23 protein-coding genes, 1 tRNA gene and 1 pseudogene are annotated in these 19,578 nt (G+C 56.7%); 7 read left to right on the top strand and 18 right to left on the bottom strand.

Annotated features, from left to right (window positions below):
- Positions 1-19 precede the first annotated feature (19 nt).
- Complete coding sequence (gene rplY, locus K8W53_RS07980; RefSeq protein ID WP_000494192.1) at positions 20-304, top strand: 50S ribosomal protein L25; 285 nt, start codon at positions 20-22, stop codon at positions 302-304.
- A 108-nt stretch (positions 305-412) separates the two neighbouring features.
- Here the strand turns inward: rplY and K8W53_RS07975 are convergent, their stop codons facing one another.
- Both K8W53_RS07975 and yejK read right to left on the bottom strand, forming a co-directional pair.
- The gene (locus K8W53_RS07975; RefSeq protein ID WP_000033429.1) at positions 413-1,033 is read right to left on the bottom strand and encodes a hypothetical protein; all 621 of its coding nucleotides are present in this window, start codon (positions 1,031-1,033) and stop codon (positions 413-415) included.
- 27 nt (positions 1,034-1,060) lie between these two features.
- The gene (gene yejK / locus K8W53_RS07970; RefSeq protein ID WP_058654896.1) at positions 1,061-2,068 is read right to left on the bottom strand and encodes a nucleoid-associated protein YejK; all 1,008 of its coding nucleotides are present in this window, start codon (positions 2,066-2,068) and stop codon (positions 1,061-1,063) included.
- Between the two features lie 179 nt (positions 2,069-2,247).
- Here yejK and K8W53_RS07965 point away from each other — a divergent pair, with 179 nt between their 5' ends.
- From K8W53_RS07965 to K8W53_RS07945, 5 genes and pseudogenes are all read left to right on the top strand, one after another.
- Entirely contained in the window at positions 2,248-2,475 is a 228-nt protein-coding gene (locus tag K8W53_RS07965) for a YejL family protein (RefSeq protein ID WP_001135904.1), read from the top strand.
- A 31-nt stretch (positions 2,476-2,506) separates the two neighbouring features.
- Entirely contained in the window at positions 2,507-4,267 is a 1,761-nt protein-coding gene (gene yejM / locus K8W53_RS07960) for an LPS biosynthesis-modulating metalloenzyme YejM (protein WP_000256155.1), read from the top strand.
- A 73-nt stretch (positions 4,268-4,340) separates the two neighbouring features.
- Positions 4,341-4,417: transfer RNA gene (locus K8W53_RS07955), tRNA-Pro, on the top strand.
- Positions 4,373-4,465 (top strand): annotated as a pseudogene (locus K8W53_RS07950) (hypothetical protein); the annotation flags it as partial. The gene K8W53_RS07955 and the pseudogene K8W53_RS07950, both read left to right, overlap by 45 nt.
- Positions 4,459-4,662 (top strand): putative MsgA-like virulence protein, encoded by a 204-nt coding sequence (locus tag K8W53_RS07945; RefSeq protein WP_023224394.1) that lies wholly within the window; start codon positions 4,459-4,461, stop codon positions 4,660-4,662. The pseudogene K8W53_RS07950 and the gene K8W53_RS07945, both read left to right, overlap by 7 nt.
- Positions 4,663-4,853: 191 nt before the next feature.
- Here K8W53_RS07945 and pagL read toward each other — a convergent pair whose 3' ends face one another.
- Positions 4,854-5,417, bottom strand: a complete 564-nt coding sequence (gene pagL, locus K8W53_RS07940) for a lipid A 3-O-deacylase PagL (protein WP_161400183.1) — start codon at positions 5,415-5,417, stop codon at positions 4,854-4,856.
- A gap of 817 nt (positions 5,418-6,234) precedes the next feature.
- Between pagL and narP the strand changes: the two genes are divergently transcribed.
- The gene (gene narP / locus K8W53_RS07935; protein ID WP_001115500.1) at positions 6,235-6,882 is read left to right on the top strand and encodes a nitrate/nitrite response regulator protein NarP; all 648 of its coding nucleotides are present in this window, start codon (positions 6,235-6,237) and stop codon (positions 6,880-6,882) included.
- A gap of 43 nt (positions 6,883-6,925) precedes the next feature.
- Here the strand turns inward: narP and K8W53_RS07930 are convergent, their stop codons facing one another.
- The 15 genes from K8W53_RS07930 to napF form a co-directional block, all read right to left on the bottom strand.
- Positions 6,926-7,969 (bottom strand): cytochrome c-type biogenesis protein CcmH, encoded by a 1,044-nt coding sequence (locus tag K8W53_RS07930; RefSeq protein WP_058655112.1) that lies wholly within the window; start codon positions 7,967-7,969, stop codon positions 6,926-6,928.
- On the bottom strand, positions 7,966-8,523 hold the full coding sequence (gene dsbE, locus K8W53_RS07925; RefSeq protein WP_001533716.1) for a thiol:disulfide interchange protein DsbE: 558 nt from the start codon (positions 8,521-8,523) through the stop codon (positions 7,966-7,968). Before dsbE ends, K8W53_RS07930 begins: the two co-directional genes overlap by 4 nt.
- Positions 8,520-10,451: a heme lyase CcmF/NrfE family subunit gene (locus K8W53_RS07920; RefSeq protein ID WP_000982525.1), complete on the bottom strand. Its 1,932-nt coding sequence runs from the start codon at positions 10,449-10,451 to the stop codon at positions 8,520-8,522. Before K8W53_RS07920 ends, dsbE begins: the two co-directional genes overlap by 4 nt.
- Positions 10,448-10,927, bottom strand: coding sequence for a cytochrome c maturation protein CcmE (ccmE, locus tag K8W53_RS07915; RefSeq protein WP_001053618.1), 480 nt, complete (start codon positions 10,925-10,927; stop codon positions 10,448-10,450). The genes K8W53_RS07920 and ccmE overlap by 4 nt, the downstream gene beginning before the upstream one ends.
- Positions 10,924-11,136, bottom strand: coding sequence for a heme exporter protein CcmD (gene ccmD, locus K8W53_RS07910; RefSeq protein ID WP_000074110.1), 213 nt, complete (start codon positions 11,134-11,136; stop codon positions 10,924-10,926). The genes ccmE and ccmD overlap by 4 nt, the downstream gene beginning before the upstream one ends.
- On the bottom strand, positions 11,133-11,870 hold the full coding sequence (locus K8W53_RS07905) for a heme ABC transporter permease (protein WP_072643080.1): 738 nt from the start codon (positions 11,868-11,870) through the stop codon (positions 11,133-11,135). The genes ccmD and K8W53_RS07905 overlap by 4 nt, the downstream gene beginning before the upstream one ends.
- A 51-nt stretch (positions 11,871-11,921) precedes the next feature.
- A complete protein-coding gene (gene ccmB / locus K8W53_RS07900) occupies positions 11,922-12,581 on the bottom strand; it encodes a heme exporter protein CcmB (RefSeq protein ID WP_000990036.1) in 660 nt (219 codons plus the stop codon).
- A complete protein-coding gene (gene ccmA / locus K8W53_RS07895; RefSeq protein ID WP_071667785.1) occupies positions 12,578-13,195 on the bottom strand; it encodes a cytochrome c biogenesis heme-transporting ATPase CcmA in 618 nt (205 codons plus the stop codon). The genes ccmB and ccmA overlap by 4 nt, the downstream gene beginning before the upstream one ends.
- A 20-nt stretch (positions 13,196-13,215) precedes the next feature.
- A complete protein-coding gene (gene napC / locus K8W53_RS07890; RefSeq protein ID WP_000431778.1) occupies positions 13,216-13,818 on the bottom strand; it encodes a cytochrome c-type protein NapC in 603 nt (200 codons plus the stop codon).
- Between the two features lie 9 nt (positions 13,819-13,827).
- Positions 13,828-14,277: a nitrate reductase cytochrome c-type subunit gene (gene napB / locus K8W53_RS07885; protein WP_000835182.1), complete on the bottom strand. Its 450-nt coding sequence runs from the start codon at positions 14,275-14,277 to the stop codon at positions 13,828-13,830.
- A 115-nt stretch (positions 14,278-14,392) separates the two neighbouring features.
- Positions 14,393-15,262 (bottom strand): quinol dehydrogenase ferredoxin subunit NapH, encoded by an 870-nt coding sequence (gene napH, locus K8W53_RS07880; protein ID WP_023224382.1) that lies wholly within the window; start codon positions 15,260-15,262, stop codon positions 14,393-14,395.
- Positions 15,249-15,944, bottom strand: coding sequence for a ferredoxin-type protein NapG (gene napG, locus K8W53_RS07875; RefSeq protein WP_023224383.1), 696 nt, complete (start codon positions 15,942-15,944; stop codon positions 15,249-15,251). Before napG ends, napH begins: the two co-directional genes overlap by 14 nt.
- Before the next feature lie 6 nt (positions 15,945-15,950).
- A complete protein-coding gene (napA, locus tag K8W53_RS07870; RefSeq protein WP_000778097.1) occupies positions 15,951-18,437 on the bottom strand; it encodes a nitrate reductase catalytic subunit NapA in 2,487 nt (828 codons plus the stop codon).
- A complete protein-coding gene (gene napD, locus K8W53_RS07865; protein WP_001260058.1) occupies positions 18,434-18,697 on the bottom strand; it encodes a chaperone NapD in 264 nt (87 codons plus the stop codon). Before napD ends, napA begins: the two co-directional genes overlap by 4 nt.
- Positions 18,687-19,178, bottom strand: a complete 492-nt coding sequence (napF, locus tag K8W53_RS07860; RefSeq protein WP_052939448.1) for a ferredoxin-type protein NapF — start codon at positions 19,176-19,178, stop codon at positions 18,687-18,689. Before napF ends, napD begins: the two co-directional genes overlap by 11 nt.
- Between the last annotated feature and the right edge of the window lie 400 nt (positions 19,179-19,578).

Genomic DNA, 19,578 nt, shown 5'->3' with positions numbered 1-19,578 from the left:
TTATTAAAGAGAGATTTAAATGTTTACTATCAACGCAGAAGTACGTAAAGAGCAGGGTAAGGGTGCGAGCCGCCGCCTGCGCGCCGCTAACAAGTTCCCGGCAATCATCTACGGCGGTTCTGAAGCCCCGATTGCTATCGAACTGGACCACGACCAGGTGATGAACATGCAAGCTAAAGCTGAATTCTACAGCGAAGTTCTGACCCTCGTTGTTGACGGTAAAGAAGTAAAAGTTAAAGCTCAGGCTGTACAGCGTCACGCTTACAAACCGAAGCTGACTCACATCGACTTCGTTCGCGCGTAATCGCCTGGAAGTTGAAGAAAAACCCCGCCCCGGCGGGGTTTTTTTATGCGTTTAATTGAATTTGACGACATGCAGAGCAACGAGAACCCACTTTGCTTTTCTGCTTTCTTACACCTCGCCACATTCAATTAGCGCCTCCCCTAATCGAGGATCTGTAGTTTCCGCCGCGGTATTCATACCTTTAAGCCGATTGAATAATGCCCGTTGACGAACGCTGGCACTTTCTGGTTTCCATGGCAAAATTCGTATTGGTATCGTTTGCCCGTCATTCAACGCATCAAATACCTTTTCATTGGTCAGTAAGTCGCCGCAGCTCCATGTCTTGCTATCAAACTGAAAATCAAATAAGACATGGAGCTCCAGTTCATCTACACGCACTTGACGCTTTGCATTATCGATGCGTATTTCCACCTTCTCTTTATGCGTCAAAGTTGCATCAAGATTGAGTCCATACCGTTTCAACTGCCCCTTGTCGTAATAGTAACGTATGCTGGACCAGGTTGATTTAAAAGCAAATCCAGTAATGAATAAACCACTTAACAAGAACAGCGGGCATATGAACAAGCTCAGTAACCAGTTGGCACCATAAGTATAAAACAGTACCAACGAGAGAACGGTGAACACCATGCCGAGCACCAACATCATCAAAAATGCGACAATGTGCGCATACAAAACCTGCCGAAATAAACTGAAATTAACAGGCGGCTTCTGTCGTATTCCTTTACTCACTACGGCGTCCTTTTATGTCGTATGCCTTTATTTCCCGCCCGACGTGCGTCGCTGCAACTGGTCGCGCAGATTCGGCGGCGTCCCTTTGATAGTCAGGGTATCGGTCGCCGGGTCCCAGAAAATCCGCTCGCCCAGCAGCATCGCATCAAAGTTAATCGTTAACCCGCCGCCGCTGCCGGCATATTTGGTTAGCTGGCGCAGCGTACTGCGATCCGCCGGAAAGCTCTCTTCCAGCTCATAGCCTTTTTCGGCGGTAAATTCGCTGAAGCTGACTTCACTGACGCCGGAAAGCTCTTTAGATAGGGACTCCAGCTCAATCTCTTCCCCGGCTTGTAACTGCTCGTTGCAGTAGCTGTACACCTGCTGGCGCACGTTCTGACGTTCTGCTTTATCCAACTGCGCTTCTGCGGTGAAATCATCCACTGCCTGCAACAGGCCGCGATTCTGCGCTTTGGCGTTCAACCCTTCGCTGGCGCCGAGGAAATCCATAAAGAAGTCAGCGACCTTGCGCCCTACCCGACCTTTCAGGAACGTCAGATAGCGGGTCGATTGCGGATTAGTTTCCCACTCGGTAAGATCGATACGCGCCACGATATCCGCATGGTTGATATCAAGATAATGCGTCGGGTCAATGTCCAGATTTTCATTGACCCGCATACTACTCAGGTTGTTCAGTACCGTAACCAGCAGATACTCCACCGCCAGGTAGCGATAATGGCAGAACAATACAATGCCGCCGTCCGCAAAGGGATATTTCGCCAGCTCGTCACGCAGGCGTCCGGTCGCCGCCCGGCTAAAAGCAAGAAAATCTTCTTCCCCCTGACGTTGCAACCGCAGCGCTTGCGCCAGTTCACTCTCTTCGCTAAACAGGCCATACGCCTTATTCTTGGCGCTATAGACCCGATGCAGTTCAGCCACCATCTCGACAACGGTGGTTGTCGGCTCCAGCAATGAATCGCGCAAGACCAGCTCAAGATTTTGCTCATCGCGCTTGATAAGCTGGTGCAGGGCAATCTGGTTGATATCCAGACTCATGATAAACTCTCCTTTAAGACCGGGCGGTATTCAACCACCGCCTGCCGGAAGACGCAAGCAATCGCCCTGTCATTTCAGGCGTTATCCGTAACGCGAATGATTTAGGGGATAAAAATGCAGAAAAAAAACTGTTGCTACGGTAATATGTTGCCCTTTCATGAACAAACAGATTTTGATTTATGCCACAACTCTCCCGCTATAGTGATGAACATGTTGAACAACTGCTGAGCGAACTGCTCAGTGTACTGGAAAAACATAAGGCGCCGACCGATCTTTCCCTGATGGTGCTGGGAAATATGGTCACCAACCTTATCAACACCAGCGTTGCGCCGGCTCAACGCCAGGCGATTGCGAACTCTTTTGCCCGCGCCTTGCAGTCTTCGATTAGCGAAGACAACGCGCACTAAAAAGCCGACTCCGGAGAAACAAGCGACAGGTATGGTAACTCATCGTCAGCGCTACCGTGAAAAAGTCTCCCAGATGGTTAGCTGGGGGCACTGGTTCGCTCTGTTCAATATACTGTTGGCTACGTTGCTCGGCAGCCGTTACCTGTTTGTCGCCGACTGGCCGACAACGCTTGCGGGTCGCATATACTCCTACCTGAGCATTGTCGGGCACTTTAGCTTTCTGGTGTTCGCCACCTATTTGCTTATTCTTTTTCCGCTCACGTTTATCGTGATGTCCCAGCGGCTGATGCGGTTTTTATCAGCCATTCTGGCGACCGCGGGTATGACGTTGTTGCTTATCGACAGCGAAGTCTTTACCCGTTTTCACCTGCATCTTAATCCCATTGTCTGGGAGCTGGTCATCAACCCTGACCAGAACGAAATGGCGCGCGACTGGCAGCTTATGTTTATTAGCGTGCCGGTTATCTTATTGATTGAGATGCTATTTGCGACATGGAGTTGGCAAAAGCTGCGCAGTCTCACGCGCCGTCGCCATTTCGCAAGGCCGCTTGCGGCATTCTTTTTCGTCTCCTTTATCGCATCGCATCTTATCTACATCTGGGCAGACGCTAATTTTTACCGGCCGATTACCATGCAGCGGGCAAACCTGCCGCTCTCTTATCCGATGACGGCGCGACGTTTTCTTGAAAAACACGGTCTGCTGGATGCGCAGGAATATCAGCGCCGTCTGGTAGAGCAAGGCAATCCGGAAGCGGTCTCCGTACAGTACCCGCTCAGCAATTTGCACTATCGCGATATGGGCACCGGTCAGAATGTGCTGCTCATTACCGTAGACGGCCTGAACTATTCCCGCTTTGAGAAGCAGATGCCGGAGCTGGCTACATTTGCCGAGCAAAACATCGACTTCACCCGTCATATGAGTTCAGGGAATACCACTGATAACGGTATTTTCGGCCTGTTCTATGGCATATCGCCAGGCTATATGGATGGCGTGTTATCCACCAGAACCCCTGCGGCGCTCATTACCGCGTTGAATCAGCAAGGCTATCAACTGGGACTGTTTTCTTCGGATGGCTTCGCCAGCCCGCTCTACCGTCAGGCATTACTGTCCGATTTCTCGATGCCGACAGCGCAGACGCAGTCTGATGCGCAAACGGCCAGCCAGTGGATAGACTGGCTTGGGCGCTACGCACAGGAAGATAACCGCTGGTTCTCATGGGTATCGTTTAACGGTACTAACATTGATGACAGTAATCAGAAGAATTTTGTTAAGCGTTACGCCAGCGCCGCCAGCGACGTGGATGCGCAAATCAATCGGGTTCTGAACGCGCTGCGAGAGGCCGGTAAATTCGACAATACCGTCGTGATCATTACCGCAGGACGCGGCATACCGTTGACGCCGGAAGAAAATCGCTTCGACTGGTCGCAAGGTCATCTGCAAGTACCGCTGGTGATCCACTGGCCGGGGACGCCTGCGCAGCGTATTAATGTGCTTACCGATCATACCGATGTGATGACCACGTTGATGCAACGCCTGTTACATGTCAGCACGCCAGCGAACGAATATTCACAGGGCCAGGACATCTTTACCGTTCCACGTCGTCATAACTGGGTAACGGCGGCAGACGGCAGTACGCTGGCAATCACGACGCCGCAAATGACCCTGGTGCTCAATAATAACGGTCATTATCAGACCTATGACTTACACGGCGAGAAGATCAAAGATCAGAAGCCGCAGCTCAGTCTGCTGCTGCAAGTGCTAACAGAAGAGAAACGTTTTATCGCTAACTGATTAATTATAAATCAGTTAGCACCGTTTCCCCTTGCATTCGCGTTGGAAAGAGGTAGTATTAGCACCCACAAGTCGGCACGTAGCGCAGCCTGGTAGCGCACCGTCATGGGGTGTCGGGGGTCGGAGGTTCAAATCCTCTCGTGCCGACCAAAATTCCCCTTAAAAACCAGCCTCTCAGGGCTGGTTTTTTTATGCCTGCAATTAAAAAGTTAGCTGATGCCAGAGACGTTATTTTGCATGAACTGATTTTGCATGAACTGATCGGACACCTTTCTTGTGCAGTGGTCAACGTAAAGTCAATGCAGGCAAATAACGTAAACCATGTTTGTACTAAAACAGAAAAAGCGCATCTATACCCTATGCTGGAAGAAATGTTCGCAGTGGCAGGTAAATGAGTAAGCAATCTGTCGCAGCAATAATAAAACGTTCTGGTAAGGTAAACGGCCTACCACTTCTTTGTCACTAACAATTAGCCTCCCTGTCGCCATAGGGTCGATAACGATCGGCTATTCACAACACGTTTTGTAGACAACGTACGGTAATGAATTACTCCTTCAGCCAGCAACTCGCTAATTGTTATTCAACTTCAGAAATTATAACTAATTGAAGCACCTACAAAATTATGCCCTGAATTTTTATCCGTAAGTGATCCATTCGAGAAATGCCGGATATAAGCTTCTGTAGAAAAAGCCCCAAAGTTCCAGCCAAGAAACGCTTTTTCTCCAAAGGTAAATGCAGAATTGACACGCATATCATCTCGCGACTTAGATTTTATATAAGCCCCCAGACCAATACCGGTATAGATGCCAGCGAAATGAACCAGCGCCACATCCTTCGAGATACCCAATACGCCCTGGTTATATTTATTGCAGGGAACGCTGCCAGAATGTTTACTGCAATCATCACTACCCTTAGCCTTAAATCCTCCTAACTCCAGATTATTTCTTGCCTGTAAAAAGAAAAAATCGCTGGGTTCACTGTATGTCAGAAAAGCCGTATATAAGTGCTCAACCCCTCCTCTCCTTATACTTTCTCCCGCAGCAAAAGAGATCTGATGCTTGTTGCCCTTGCCAAAAAAAACATTATCATTAGCAGAACATGCGAATGCGCAAAGTGATAATATATATATAAATATTCTCTTCATATACACTCCACCACCATTTCAATGTCAATAGTTATTTTTAACCGGCTAACATATTTAAAATTTTCTACCCCACGCTTACGCTCACAGAAACGGCTGATATAGCATCCAGTATTAATATTATTTTCATAATTACTCCAACCAGCATTTTTGATGCAAACAGGCTGGACATGGACTGTGTGCAGAAATCAAAACATACTCACTACGCTCTCCCCTTGAGTCGCCCCAACGGGTGCTCAAAACGCCGCGAGTGTTGTTCAGGCACATCCAGGATAAGTTATAAGTGAATGACTCTCATTCCTGACCACATTTTCATTTATGATAAGAATATCGTCAGAATCTCTTTATCGCATAAAAATACCTCTGCTATTGACTTAATATTTAATTTAACAATGTCGCGGTTTATTCGTTCTGCTCAGATGTATTTCATTGACATTAATAAAACCATAAATAAATTCAATTAAAATAATTTGTTAATAATGAAAAGCTTTAGACGCTATGACTTTTAATAAGGAATTTCCTGCCAGTAAAGATAGTCTGGACTTACGGGGGCAAGGGCGCAGCTACATATGCCACACTTCTGTTATGTCACATTGTCCGAAAAAAGCGTCCAGACCAGTATTCAACTTCAGGGAGTATTCTGTTTTCTCTCACAACGGGTTGTTTTATCCTTTCTATCGTTCAGCTAATGACTAGCCTGTCACAGGTTTTACTACTTACCCATGCACTAATTAGGGTAAAATTTACGCGCTTGACAATGTGGCAAATCTGGACGATTTCCGCGCTGAAAACAATAATCATTCTAATAAAACTCAGGAGATATAGCATGCCTGAAGTAACACCTTTTCAGGTGCTTATTGTGGACGACCATCCACTTATGCGGCGAGGTATTCGTCAATTACTGGAACTGGACCCGGCTTTTTATGTCGTTGCCGAAGCGGGTGACGGGGCGAGTGCGATCGATCTGGCGAATCGCATTGAGCCCGATCTGATCCTGCTGGATCTGAATATGAAAGGTCTGAGCGGGTTAGATACCCTGAACGCGCTACGCCGGGATGGTGTGACGGCGCAAATTATTATTCTTACCGTCTCGGATTCCGCCAGCGACATCTACGCGCTGATCGACGCCGGCGCCGACGGTTATCTGCTCAAAGATAGCGATCCGGAAGTGCTGCTGGAGGCCATTCGCAAAGGCGCTAACGGCGGTAAAGTCTTTAGCGATCGGGTCAATGAATATCTGCGTGAGCGCGAACGGTTTGGCGCGCAGGAAGATCCCTTTAGTATCCTGACCGAACGAGAGTTAGATGTCTTGCATGAGCTGGCGCAGGGGCTTTCTAACAAACAGATTGCGTCAGTACTGAATATTTCTGAGCAGACGGTTAAGGTGCACATTCGTAATCTACTTCGCAAACTAAACGTGCGCTCGCGCGTCGCGGCGACCATTCTATTTTTACAAACACGCGGAATGCAGTAACAAGCCAGGCCCGGTGGCGCCACGCCACCGGGCCGTCAGGGTCTTATTTCTCCTGCGCCAGCCGGATACTGCGCTCTATCACCGCCCGCCGGGCGTCACCCGCCGGCAGCAGCTTCAGCATCATCTCCCAGGCCGCCACCGCCTCGCCGAAACGCTGCTGCTCAAAGGCGCTGAACGCATACAGGCTTAACACCCGAATATCCGTGTGGTCACGGCTCACCAGCCGGCGCAGCAGCTCCCCGCCGCGGCGGTTATCCTCCGGGTCGGACGAGCGCGTCAGCGCCTCCGCGTAGCCCAGCGCCGCATCGCGGTTTTTCGGGTCCAGCCGGTACGCGTTCGCATAGGCCCCGGTGGCGGTACCGGCATTACCCAGTACCATGCCAATGCGCCCCAGCATGAGCCAGCCCTCAACATTGCCGGCATCATTCTGCAGGCGGGTGCGCAGCCCCAGCGCCAGCCGCGCCATCTCCTCCTCATTCAGCGGCTGCGCCTGCGGGTCCAGCGCCCGCGCCAGCAGCCCCGGCGTCTGCGCCGTCGCCTGCTGCCAGGCCCTGACCTGCTGATAGCTGCCGGTCTGTGAGTAACTGATGGCGGCCACGACCAGCGCCATAACCACGCCCGGAAGATACCCCCCCACCCCTGCGCGCGGTCCCGCCGCCGGAATGGCGTCAGCCAGGACGTCCTGTCTGATACGCACCCGCCGGCGCGTGCGGGCGACGATTATCCACCCGCCCGCCACGATGGCGGCCAGCGGCAGCACCCACAGCAGCACCGTCAGCGGGGTCAGCGGCGGGTCGTAGGTGACGAAGTTGCCGTAGCGCGCCACCATGTAATCGATGATTTCCTGGCGGCTCTTCCCCTCCTGCATCAGGTCATACACCCTGCGGCGCATGTCGGTGGCTATCATCGCGTTCGAGTCCGCAATGCTGTTGTTCTGGCATTTCGGGCAGCGCAGCTGCTCCGTGAGCTGGCGGAACTGCTGCTCCTGCGCTTCATCTTTAAACGGCATCACGTCGGTGGTCGCCCGCGCTGACCCGGCGATAACCAGCGCCAGCATCAGCATCACCATGCCCGGTAACAGTCTCATTGCGCCGCCTCCCGGCTGTATCTGTCCCACAGCGGTTTCAGTTCACTTTCCCATACCCGGGCATTCAAATCGCCCGCATGGCGGTAGCGGATAATCCCCCTGCCGTCGATGAGGAAGGTTTCCGGCGCGCCGTACACGCCCAGGTCCAGCCCCAGCATCCCGTCGCTGTCCGATAAACTCAGCGCATACGGGTTGCCCAGTTCCTTTAACCAGGCCACCGCCTTCGCCCGGTCGTCCTTATAGTTCAGCCCGACCACCCGGATACCCTGCGCAGAAAGCCGGTTCAGGTACTGATGCTCGGCGCGGCAGGTCGGGCACCAGGTGGCCCAGACGTTAAGCAGCACCGGTTTCCCCTGCGTCAGCACCTCCGCCTGGTAGTACTGACCCGGTGTCTCCAGTGATTCCAGGCGGAACGCCGGCACCGGCTTTCCGGTCAGCGCCGATTCGAGATTCGTCGGGTCATCCCCCTGCGCGTTGCGCGCCAGCTGCCACAGCAGCGCCGCGGCAATCAGCAGAAAAATCAGCAGCGGTAATAACAGTACGTTGCGTTTCATCCGGCCTCCGGCAATGGTTTACGGCGGCGGTAGCGCGGGTCCGCCAGGCACAGCAGCCCGCCCAGCGCCATCAGCAGTCCCCCGGCCCATATCCAGCGGACAAACGGTTTGTAGTACAGGCGCACGGCCCACGCGCCGTTGTCCAGCTCCTCCCCGAGCGCGGCGTACAGGTCGCGGGTCAGCCCGCCGTCAATCGCCGCCTCGGTCATCACCATCCGGCTGGTGTTGTAGAGCCGTTTCTCCGCGTGCAGCACCGCCTCCGGCTCGCCGTGGCGCGTCACCCCGATGAGGGCCACCCCGCCGCGGTAGTTGGGGCCGGTGATGTCCCGCACCTCCCGGAAGGTGAAGCGGTAGTCGTGAATGGTCACGCTGTCGCCCGCCCGCATCCGCACGTCACGCTCCACGCTGTAATTCTGGCTGAAGGCGATGCCGGTAATCGTCACCGCCAGCCCGAGGTGCGCCGCCACCATTCCCCAGTAGCTGAGAGAGGTTTTCGTGCCGCGGGACACGCGCTGTACGGCTTCGGCCACCGCCAGCACCGCAATCCAGCAGGCCATCGCCATCCCCACCGCCGTCATGGCGATGATTTTATCTTCCAGCAGCCATGGCAAAAGTACCGACAGCACCAGGGTGGAGACCAGGGCGGTGAGCAGCAGTTTCCTGATGTTACGCGGCCGGTCCCGGCCCCAGCGCACCAGTGGCCCCACCCCCAGCAGCAGGGCAAAGGGGACCATCAGCCAGGTGAACATGGTGTTAAAGAACGGCTCCCCCACCGAAATGCTGCCCAGCCCCAGCTGTTTGTGCACCAGCGGCAGCAGGGTGCCCAGCAGCACCACCAGCATGGCGGCCATCAGCAGGACGTTGTTGCCGAGCAGCAGCGACTCGCGCGACCACAGCGCGTTGTTCACCCGCGAACGCACCCTGTGCCCGCGCACCGCGAACAGCAGCAGCGAGCCGCCGGTGACCAGCACCATAAAGGCGAGAATAAACATTCCGCGCGCCGGGTCGGAGGCGAAGGCGTGCACCGACACCAGCACCCCGGAGCGCACCAGGAAGGTGCCCAGCAGGCACAGCGAGAAGGCGCAGATGGACAGCAGCAGCGTCCACGCCTTGAAGCCGGCGCGCTGTTCCGTGACCGCCAGCGAGTGCAGCAGGGCGGTGCCCGCCAGCCACGGCATAAAGGAGGCGTTCTCCACCGGGTCCCAGAACCACCAGCCGCCCCAGCCCAGCTCGTAGTAGGCCCACGCCGAGCCGAGCACGATGCCCAGCGTCAGGAACACCCACGCCGCCAGCGTCCACGGACGGGCAAAACGGGTGAACGCGCTGTCCAGACGCCCGCTCAGCAGCGCGGCGATGGCGAAGGCGAAGGCCACCGAGAAGCCGACATAGCCCATGTACAGCAGCGGCGGGTGGAAAATCAGCCCCGGGTCCTGCAGCAGCGGGTTCAGGTCGCGCCCCTCCACCGGAAAGGCCGGCAGCGTGCGGGCGAACGGGCCGGAGGTGAACAGGATGAACGCCAGAAAACCGGCGCAGACCATCCCCATCACCGCCAGCACCCGGGCGACGATATCCGCCGGCACCCGCCGGCTGAACACCGCCACCGCCAGGGTCCAGCCGCTCATCAGCAGCACCCACAGCAGCAGCGAGCCCTCGTGCGCCCCCCAGGTGGCGGCCACCCGGTACCACACCGGCAGCTGCGTGTTCGAGTTGCCGGCGACATAGGCCACGGTGAAGTCGTTAACCACAAAGGCGTGCACCAGCACGAAAAACGCGCCCGCCACGCAGATGAACAGCAGCCAGGCGAACACCCCGGCCGACGCCATCATCCGCGCGTCGCCGCGCGCCACGCCCCACAGCGGGTAAACGGACAGCAGCAGCGCCACGCCGAGCGCCAGGCACAGCAGTGCGTGGCCGTATTCAGGCATCATGATGAGGTGTCCTTATCAGCGCGTTGCGGGCGGCGGTGGTTTTCCTGCATCGCCTTTTCCACTTCCGGCGGGGTGTAGTTCTCGTCATGCTTGGCCAGCACCTCGTGCGCCAGGACGTGGTTGCCCTTCTCCAGGGTGCCCTGCACCACCACCCCCTGCCCCTCGCGGAACAGGTCCGGCAGTATCCCCTCATAGCTCACCGTCACCGACCCTTCGGCGTCGTAGAGGCTGAAGTTCACCTTCAGCGAGTCCGGGTCGCGCCTGACGCTGCCGGGCATCACCATCCCGCCGACGCGCAGGCGCTGGCCCGCCGCCGGCAGCTGCTGCGTCTCGCGCTTGCCGTAGAGGATTTCGCCGGGGGTATAGAACAGGTCGATATTCGCGCGCAGCGCGTACAGGACCAGGGCGGTGGTCAGCCCCAGGCCCGCCAGCACCGCGCAGACCACCCATAGCCGGTTTTTACGTCGCAGGTTCACGCCGCCTCCTGTTGCGCCTGTGCGGCGCGCATCCGCGCCTCGCGCGCCCGCTGCTGCGCCACGCCGCGCAGAATGGCCCGGCGCTGCAGCACCGTGTGCAGCGCCAGCAGCGCCAGCGGCGCCACGGTCATCGCCACCGCCAGCCAGACAAAAAAGGCGTACCCGCCCATGGCGAAAAAATCGCTCCACGATGAAAATGCCGGACTCACCGGTGCCCCCTTTTCAGTATCAGTTCGCTCACCCACGGGCGGCGTTTTTCCATCAGTAAAATCAGGTTGCGCATCCGCATCAGCGCCAGCGTCATAAAGAGCAGCAGGTAGCCGGCGATGGCCCAGCGCAGCGGCGAGCGCATCGCCGGGTCGATACTCTGCTGCATCCGCGTCGAGCCCTGGTGCAGGGTGCTCCACCACTCGACGGAATAGTGGATAACCGGCAGGTTCACCACGCCGACCAGCACCAGAATGCCCGCCGCGCGCCCGGCCATTTTACGGTCGTCAAAGGCGTGCCACAGGGCGATGACCCCGGCGTAGAGAAACAGCAGCACCAGCTCCGAGGTCAGGCGCGCGTCCCACACCCACCAGGTGCCCCACATCGGTTTGCCCCACGCCGCGCCGGTGACCAGCGCGATGAAGGTGTACACCGCCCCCACCGGCGCCATCGCCGCGACGGCAAGGCTGGCCATTTTCATCTGCCAGACCAGCCCGGTAAACGCCGCCACCGCCATCGCCGCATAGATACCCATTGACCAGATGGCCGCCGGGACATGCAGGTACATAATGCGGTAGCCCTCCCCCTGCTGGTAGTCCGCCGGGGCGAAACCAAAGCCCCGGGCCCAGCCGGTGGCCAGCGCGATGATGCCGGCCGCCGCCAGCCACGGCACGAGCCTGCCGCAAATCTGATACAGCCGGGGCGGCGCCGCCAGCTGATGAAGGGTTTTCCACATCGTTGTCACCTGACCTCCTGAAACCAGTAAAATGTCCGTCGCGCCGGGGCGCTACTGCACGCTGAGGCGCAGCGCCGCCGCGGTGGCGAAGGGGCTTAACGTCGCGCTGCCCGCCAGCAGCGCCCCCAGCACCGCCAGATAGCCGTCAGCGGGTAAATGCATCGATGCCGCGTCCATCGCCGCGGCGGCGAAAATCAGCACCGGGACACTGAGCGGCAGCACCAGAATGCCCAGCAGGACGCCGCCGCGCCGCAGGCCGGCCGTCAGCGCAACGCCCGGCGCGGCGAGAAACCCCAGCGCCGGCGTGCCGAGCAGCAGCGTCAGCGCCATGATTTTCCAGCCGTACACGTCCATCCCCAGCAGCAGCGCCACCAGCGGGGAGAGCATCATCAGCGGCAGGCCGGTCACCGCCCAGTGGGCCAGCACCTTCGCCAGCACCACCGCCGGCAGCGGCACCGGCAGCAGCATCAGCTGCTCCAGGCTGCCGTCCTGCAGGTCGTCGCGAAACAGCCGCTCCAGCGCCAGCAGCGAGGCCAGCAGCGCCGCCACCTGGATGATGCCCGGCGCGATACGCGCCAGCAGCTGCGGCTGCGGCCCGACGCTTAACGGAAACAGGGTGATGACCATCAGGAAGAACCACAGCGGGCCGGCGATGTCCGCGCCGTGGCGGAACGCCACGCGCAGCTCGAGACAGAAGACACGCCACATCACAGCCCTGCCCCCCCGCCGGTCAGCGCCAGGCGGCGGACGGTATCCGCGGCCCCCGGCAGCGGCTGGTGGGTGGTGAGAATGACCATCCCGCCCTGCGCCGTGTGTGCCGCCATCCGCCGGGTGAGGCGCGCCACGCCGTTAACGTCAATGGCGGTGAACGGCTCGTCGAGCACCCACAGCGCGGCGCGGGTCAGCCACAGGCGGGCCAGCGCCACCCGGCGCTGCTGCCCGGCCGAGAGCCGGGCGACCGGCACGTCCTCAAATCCCGCCAGCCCGGCCTGCGCCAGCGCCTCCGGGAGACGCGCGCCGTCGCCGGGGTGGAAGAAGTGCAGGTTCTCCCGCGCCGTCAGGCGGGTTTTTATCCCCGGCTGGTGCCCTATCCACAGCAGGCCGGAATGGAAGCTGTCGCGCACGCGGCGCAGGGGCTCGCCCTGCCAGTACACCTCGCCGCCGTCCGGGCGCGCCAGCCCGGTCAGCAGGCGCAGCAGGGTGGTTTTTCCGGCGCCGTTGCCACCGGTGACCTGCACCCACTCCCCGGCCTCCACGGTGAACGACAGCCCGCGAAACAGCGTCCTCTCGTCCCGCTCGCAGTACAGATCTCTGGCTTCAAGCATTCCCACTCATCAACGTCCTGTCAGAAACCTGGTTTAACATCACGCATATCCGGCAGTTTATGCGCGATCCCTTTGTGGCAATCGATACAGGTCTGTCCGTCTTTGACCGCCTGATCGTGCATTTTCGCCGCGACGCCTTTTTGCGCGGTCAGATCCATAAAGTCGAAATTGTGGCAGTTACGGCATTCCTGCGAGTTGTTGTCTTTCATGCGCCGCCACTCATTTTGTGCCATTGTCAGGCGATGAGCTTCAAATTTCTGCGGTGTATCTATCAGCCCAAATACCTTCGCGTACAGCTCTTTACTGGCTTTGATCTTACGGATCATCTTCGGCCCCCACTCATGCGGCACATGGCAGTCAGGACAGGTGGCACGAACGCCGCTACGGTTGTTGTAGTGGACGGTTTCCATATACTCCTCATACACCGTGTTGCGCATTTCATGGCAGCTAATACAAAACTCTTCGGTGTTAGCCTTTTCCATTCCGGTATTGAAGCCGCCCCAGAAGATGATGCCGCCGATAAAACCGATTAACAGCAGCGTCCCCAACGCCAGGCGGCTGGGGCTGCGCCACCATCGCCAGACGCGCTTTATCCAGCCGGGTTTACGGTTAGAATTTTCCATAATGACCTCTTATTTCCCGTAACCTTGCGAGGGGGTAAAGGTATTGTCGATAATCGGCGCGGTATCAGACTGCGGTACGTGGCACTGCAGGCAGAAATAACGACGCGGCGCGACGTTGCCCGACACTTTACCGTCGCTGTCCATAAAGTGCGTCGGACTGATACGCGGCGCGCCCGTCGTACGATAACTTTCCACACCGTGGCATTGCAGACAGCGGTTGGTATTGGTCGTCACCTGGTAGCCCTCGACGCTGTGCGGGATCATCGGCGGCTGGTTGACGTAATTTAGCGGCATACGTTCCTGCTCTTTCGGCATACGAATCGCCCCTTCCTGCGTCCCGGATACTTCCGGCGACTGGCTCAGATCCACTCCGTTTGCCGCCCAAACCGCACCACTTACCACCAGGGCAAGCGTGGCCATCCATTGACACAGCGCTTTCATCAGGTCATGGCTTTTCATTGTTTCGCTCCCGAACTCCATCGCATTTACACTTCATCCTTCGAGCTGCCTCTTTGTTGGCTGCGCTCCAAAATCCCAGTCACATCGTTATCTATGCTCCTGGGGATTTCCTCGCTTACCGCCGCGGTGCATCCCGAATGATGTTGCGTATCGTTATTGTAAAAACATCCTCAGAACAGACATCCACGCAGCGACCGCAGGTCATGCAGTCGCGGTGAGTGACCTGCGCCGGGCTTTGCTCATCCAGCACCGGCGCACGTAGCACATGCGGTTCCGGGCAAACATGAAAACAATCCATACAGCGATTACATTTCTCACGTTTTTTGGCCGTCACGGTCACTACGCCTTTACTGCCCAGCACGCCATACAGCGCGCCCATCGGGCAAATATGCCCGCACCAACCGTGCTCAACGACTAATAAATCAAATAAAAACAAAGCAATAATCAGCAACGCGCCGCTACTAAATCCCATAATCAGACTACGACCTAACAGCGACACGGGATTAATCCATTCCCACAGCAGCGTGCCGGTCAACGCCGAACCGATTAACACCACCACCAGAAGGACGTACCGTATATGGCGTGGAATCGTCGCAGACTGGTTCAGGTCAAATTTCCTGCGCATCCAGTTAGCCAAATCGGTAACGGGGTTTAGCGGGCAAACCCAACTGCAAAATAATCGCTTTCCCGCCAGCGCATACAGCACAGCGATAATCACTGCTCCCGTCAGCGCCACGGTAGCGGGAAGATGTCCACTGGCGAGACTTTCCAGGGTAATCAGCGGATCGGTCAACGGGAGGGTATCGAACAGCAAACTACTGCTGTAGTTGCCATGCAAAACCCAAAAGCCCAGCCACGGGCCGCTGAGAAACATCCCCAGCACCATAAACTGGCTGATACGGCGTAACACCAGCCAACGGTGGCTACGCCACCAGCCTTTTTTCGCCAGCGCTTCTCGCCCGGCGTCGCGTTTACGATTTGCCATCTTTCCCCTCCAGCCAGCCGAAGCGGTAATGGTGTCCTAACTCCCCTTTCGCCAATGACAACGGCAACACTTTTATCGCTGGTTGCTCCAGTACGCAGACTTTTTCGCATTTGCCGCAGCCGGTACAGGCTTCGCTGTGTACGGTGGGCAGAAAGCGCGCATGTTTGCCGGTGCGCATGTTGCGATCCAGCTCCAGCGTGATGGCCTCATCGATTTTCGGGCATTCGCGGTAGCAAACGTCGCAGCGCAGCCCCTGAAAGTTGAGGCAGTTTTCCTGATCCAGCAGCACCGCCAGCCCCATACGCGAGTCATCAATGGAGGCGATATCTTTATTCAGCGCCCCGCTGGGGCAGACTTTGGCGCACGGAATGTCTTCACACATTTCACAGGGGATGTCGCGAGCGACGAAATAGGGCGTGCCTGCCGATAGCCCGGAGGCCAGCGTCGCCAGTTTTAGCGTGTCGTATGGACACGCCTGAACGCACTGCCCGCAGCGCACACAGGCGCTGGCGAAGGCATTTTCATTCAGCGCGCCAGGCGGACGCAGCCGCACGCCCGATGCGCGCGCGGTTTGCTGTTGCAAGCCCAGCGCCACGCCAACCGCCGCCAGCCCGCCCGCAGTGCGCACAACATCACGCAGAAAGCGGCGGCGGCCATTTTGGGGTTTCGCTGTACGGGACATAACGCGTTACACCTTCGCCAGCTTAACGGCGCACTTCTTGAAGTCCGTCTCTTTAGAGAGCGGGTCCGTCGCATCCAGCGTCAGGTTGTTCACTAGCTGAGCGGCATCGAAGAACGGCATATACACCAGTCCCTGCGGCGGACGGTTACGTCCACGCGTTTCGACAATCGAAATCACTTCGCCGCGGCGGGATGACACTTTAACCTTATCCCCACGACGCAGATCGCGCGCTTTCGCATCCAGCGGGTGAATAAAGACCACTGCTTCCGGGAAGGCGCGATGCAATTCAGGCACGCGGCGCGTCATACTGCCGGTATGCCAGTGTTCCAGCACGCGACCGGTGGAAAGCCACAGATCGTACTCGTTGTCCGGCGACTCCGCCGCAGGTTCAAATGGCAGCGCGAAGATCACCGCTTTGCCATCCGGTTTACCGTAGAATTTGTACCCTTCCCCCGCTTTTACATACGGGTCGTTGCCTTCGCTGTAACGCCATTGCGTCTCTTTGCCTTCGACGACCGGCCAGCGCAGACCGCGCGCGTTGTGGTAATCGTCGAACGGCGCCAGATCGTGACCGTGGCCACGTCCAAACCAGGCGTATTCTTCAAACAACCCTTTTTGCAGATAGAAGCCCAGCTCACGAGACTCATCGTTTAACTGATCCTCTTTCAGCTCGCTCAGCGGGAATTTGCTGACCGCAGGCGTGGCGAACAGAACGTCATACAGAGTTTTACCGCGCAGCTCCGGCTTCTGGGCCAGCAACGCCTCCGGCCAGACCTCCTCGGTTTTAAAACGACGGGAGAACTGCACCAGTTGCCAGAGGTCGGATTTAGCTTCGCCCGGCGCTTTAATTTGCTGACGCCAGAACTGCGTGCGGCGTTCGGCGTTGCCGTAAGCGCCTTCTTTCTCAACCCACATGGCGGTCGGCAGGATCAGATCCGCAGACAGCGCGCTCACCGTCGGGTAAGGATCGGAGACAATGATAAAGTTACGCGGATCGCGCCAGCCCGGCATCCGATCTTCATTGATGTTCGGCCCGGCCTGCATATTGTTATTACACATTACCCAGTAGACGTTCAGCTTGCCGTCTTTCAACGCGCGATCCTGCGCCACCGCATGTAAACCCACTTTTGCCGGGATAGTGCCAGCAGGGATCTGCCAGTGTTTTTCGCAGATATCACGGTGTTTTTCGTTCGTCACGACCATGTCTGCGGGCAGACGGTGTGAGAAGGTTCCCACTTCACGCGCCGTACCGCAGGCGGAAGGCTGGCCGGTCAGCGAGAAAGGACCGCAGCCAGGCTGGGAGATTTTTCCGGTCAGCAGATGGAGGTTGTAAACCAGGTTATTCGCCCACACGCCGCGGGTATGCTGGTTAAAACCCATCGTCCAGTAAGAGATCACGCGCTTATTCGGATCGGCGTAGAGCTGCGCCAACTGTTCCAGCTGATCTTTCGGCACGCCGGTCATTTCAGCGGTCTTGTCCAGCGTATATTCCGCCACGAAGGCTTTATACTCGTCGAAGCTCATCGGCTCGGAAGCGTCGGAGCCCGGATTCTTCGCCGCTTTTTCCAGCGGGTGCGTCGGGCGTAAGCCGTAGCCGATATCCGTCGCCCCTTTACGCAGGTTCACATGCTTTGTGAAGAAATCCTGATTTACCGCGTTGTTCTGAATAATGTAATTCGCGATATAGTTAAGGATCACCAGATCGCTTTGCGGGGTAAAGACAATACCGTTGTCCGCCAGTTCAAAGCTGCGGTGCTGGAAGGTGGAGAGGACAGCGACCTTCACATTCGGGTCGGACAAACGGCGGTTAGTGATGCGCGACCATAAAATCGGGTGCATCTCCGCCATGTTGGAACCCCACAGCACAAACGCATCGGCCTGCTCAATATCGTCGTAGCAGCCCATCGGTTCATCCATGCCAAAGGTACGCATAAAGCCCACCACCGCCGAGGCCATGCAGTGACGCGCGTTCGGGTCAATGTTGTTAGAGCGGAAACCAGCCTTGAACAGTTTCGCGGCGGCATAGCCTTCCCAGATGGTCCATTGACCCGACCCAAACATGCCGATCGCTTCTGGTCCTTTCTCTTTCAGGGAGGTTTTAAACTTCTCTTCCATCACATCGAAGGCCTGTTCCCAGCTCACCGGCGTAAACTCGCCGTCTTTGTGATAGCTGCCGTCTTTCATGCGCAGCATCGGCTGCGTCAGACGATCTTTACCGTACATGATTTTGGGCAGGAAGTAGCCTTTAATGCAGTTCAGACCACGGTTGACCGGCGCGTCGGGGTCGCCCTGGCAGGCGACCACACGGCCCTGCTGCGTTCCCACCAACACACCGCAACCCGTTCCGCAAAAACGGCACGGCGCTTTATCCCATTTGATGGCTTCCTGCTGCCCGACAACGGCGCGGGCGACGCCCGGCACGCTCAGACCGGCAGCCGCCGCAGCGGCCGCAACGGCGTTAGCTTTCATAAAGCTACGACGACTGAGTTTCATGGTGTTTCCTCACCTTGCTCATCCTGCTGGTGATAAACCAGCGACACCGCCAGTACGCCCTCGACATTGCGTACTGACTCAATTGTTTGCATCAGCGTTTCACTCTGATCTGCTTCCGCCACCACGATCAGTTGCCCGCTTTCAACGTCGCTTAACGCGACTTCGCAACCCGGCAACGTGTTCAACTGTGTGCCAATGGCGGCGATGTTCTGACTTTTGGCCTGCACGACCAGGCTACAGACCTGCCAGTTAGTGCGCATGGTGGTTCTCCGCTTTGATGGCTGACACGGGACAGATAGCCACACACGCCCCGCATCCGTTACAGGCCTGCGAGTCAAGCTGCGGCTGGTAAATACCGGATAGCGTGGGACGAAAGGTAATGGCCATAGGTTCACAACTGTCCTGGCAACGATGGCATTCAACCGATTGCCTGGCGAGGCAGTTTTCCGTGAGCGTAAAAATCAGATCCCAGGCCCTGGTGTGGCGCGGAAGAAAAAGCGATTCAGTACAGGCCTGCGCACAGGCATAACAAAAGCTGCACTCGCCCCGTTTGAAATCTACGCTCGGATATCCCCCCGCCCCTCGCTGCAGGATGTCGGCCTCACACGCCTGGATGCAGGCGTCGCAACGCAGACAATGTGCGAAAAAATAGGTTGTTTCTCTGGCCCACGGCGGAAGAATCCCATTGCTGGCGTTGCGCCAACTGCCGGTCAACATGCTTCGACGGGATAAATCAACCATGATATCGCCCTTCCATAACGACACGCTTCCATAGGGAGTGAATACCAATAAAAACCGTACAATTTATGAGTAGTTGTTTTTGTAAATAAGATATTTCAGGATGTGTAAGAGATGCATACCCCGATAGAGGTAAATGCTGTTGCCGGATCAAAAGAGTGCCAGGTAAAGACCCGTAAACGTGCTTTTTCTCACATTTCAATGAGTTATATAGATGCTTATATAACGAAAATCACTAATAGTTGATAATTTCATTTACATTATCAATATCGGAATATTCCACTATATAAAAAGACGCTATTTTATTAATAATCTTGAAAATATGAGTAAATACAGATTAATAGATAATATGAATGTGTTAATCTGTTGCCCGTGCATACCGAAAACAGCAGAAAGGAAATAC

The organism is Salmonella sp. A29-2, assembly GCF_020150755.1.
In the GTDB taxonomy this organism is placed as follows: Bacteria; Pseudomonadota; Gammaproteobacteria; order Enterobacterales; family Enterobacteriaceae; genus Salmonella; species Salmonella enterica.
This window is presented reverse-complemented; position numbering and strand designations above follow the sequence as displayed.

Bases quoted from the DNA above. Each gene is read 5' to 3' on its own strand.
- rplY (WP_000494192.1), top strand. From the start codon at position 20: ATGTTTACTATCAACGCAGAAGTACGTAAAGAGCAGGGTAAGGGTGCG.
- yejK (WP_058654896.1), bottom strand. From the start codon at position 2,068: ATGAGTCTGGATATCAACCAGATTGCCCTGCACCAGCTTATCAAGCGC.
- K8W53_RS07965 (WP_001135904.1), top strand. From the start codon at position 2,248: ATGCCACAACTCTCCCGCTATAGTGATGAACATGTTGAACAACTGCTG.
- yejM (WP_000256155.1), top strand. From the start codon at position 2,507: ATGGTAACTCATCGTCAGCGCTACCGTGAAAAAGTCTCCCAGATGGTT.
- K8W53_RS07945 (WP_023224394.1), top strand. From the start codon at position 4,459: ATGCCTGCAATTAAAAAGTTAGCTGATGCCAGAGACGTTATTTTGCAT.
- narP (WP_001115500.1), top strand. From the start codon at position 6,235: ATGCCTGAAGTAACACCTTTTCAGGTGCTTATTGTGGACGACCATCCA.
- K8W53_RS07930 (WP_058655112.1), bottom strand. From the start codon at position 7,969: ATGAGACTGTTACCGGGCATGGTGATGCTGATGCTGGCGCTGGTTATC.
- dsbE (WP_001533716.1), bottom strand. From the start codon at position 8,523: ATGAAACGCAACGTACTGTTATTACCGCTGCTGATTTTTCTGCTGATT.
- K8W53_RS07920 (WP_000982525.1), bottom strand. From the start codon at position 10,451: ATGATGCCTGAATACGGCCACGCACTGCTGTGCCTGGCGCTCGGCGTG.
- K8W53_RS07905 (WP_072643080.1), bottom strand. From the start codon at position 11,870: ATGTGGAAAACCCTTCATCAGCTGGCGGCGCCGCCCCGGCTGTATCAG.
- ccmA (WP_071667785.1), bottom strand. From the start codon at position 13,195: ATGCTTGAAGCCAGAGATCTGTACTGCGAGCGGGACGAGAGGACGCTG.
- napC (WP_000431778.1), bottom strand. From the start codon at position 13,818: ATGGAAAATTCTAACCGTAAACCCGGCTGGATAAAGCGCGTCTGGCGA.
- napB (WP_000835182.1), bottom strand. From the start codon at position 14,277: ATGAAAAGCCATGACCTGATGAAAGCGCTGTGTCAATGGATGGCCACG.
- napH (WP_023224382.1), bottom strand. From the start codon at position 15,262: ATGGCAAATCGTAAACGCGACGCCGGGCGAGAAGCGCTGGCGAAAAAA.
- napG (WP_023224383.1), bottom strand. From the start codon at position 15,944: ATGTCCCGTACAGCGAAACCCCAAAATGGCCGCCGCCGCTTTCTGCGT.
- napA (WP_000778097.1), bottom strand. From the start codon at position 18,437: ATGAAACTCAGTCGTCGTAGCTTTATGAAAGCTAACGCCGTTGCGGCC.
- napD (WP_001260058.1), bottom strand. From the start codon at position 18,697: ATGCGCACTAACTGGCAGGTCTGTAGCCTGGTCGTGCAGGCCAAAAGT.
- napF (WP_052939448.1), bottom strand. From the start codon at position 19,178: ATGGTTGATTTATCCCGTCGAAGCATGTTGACCGGCAGTTGGCGCAAC.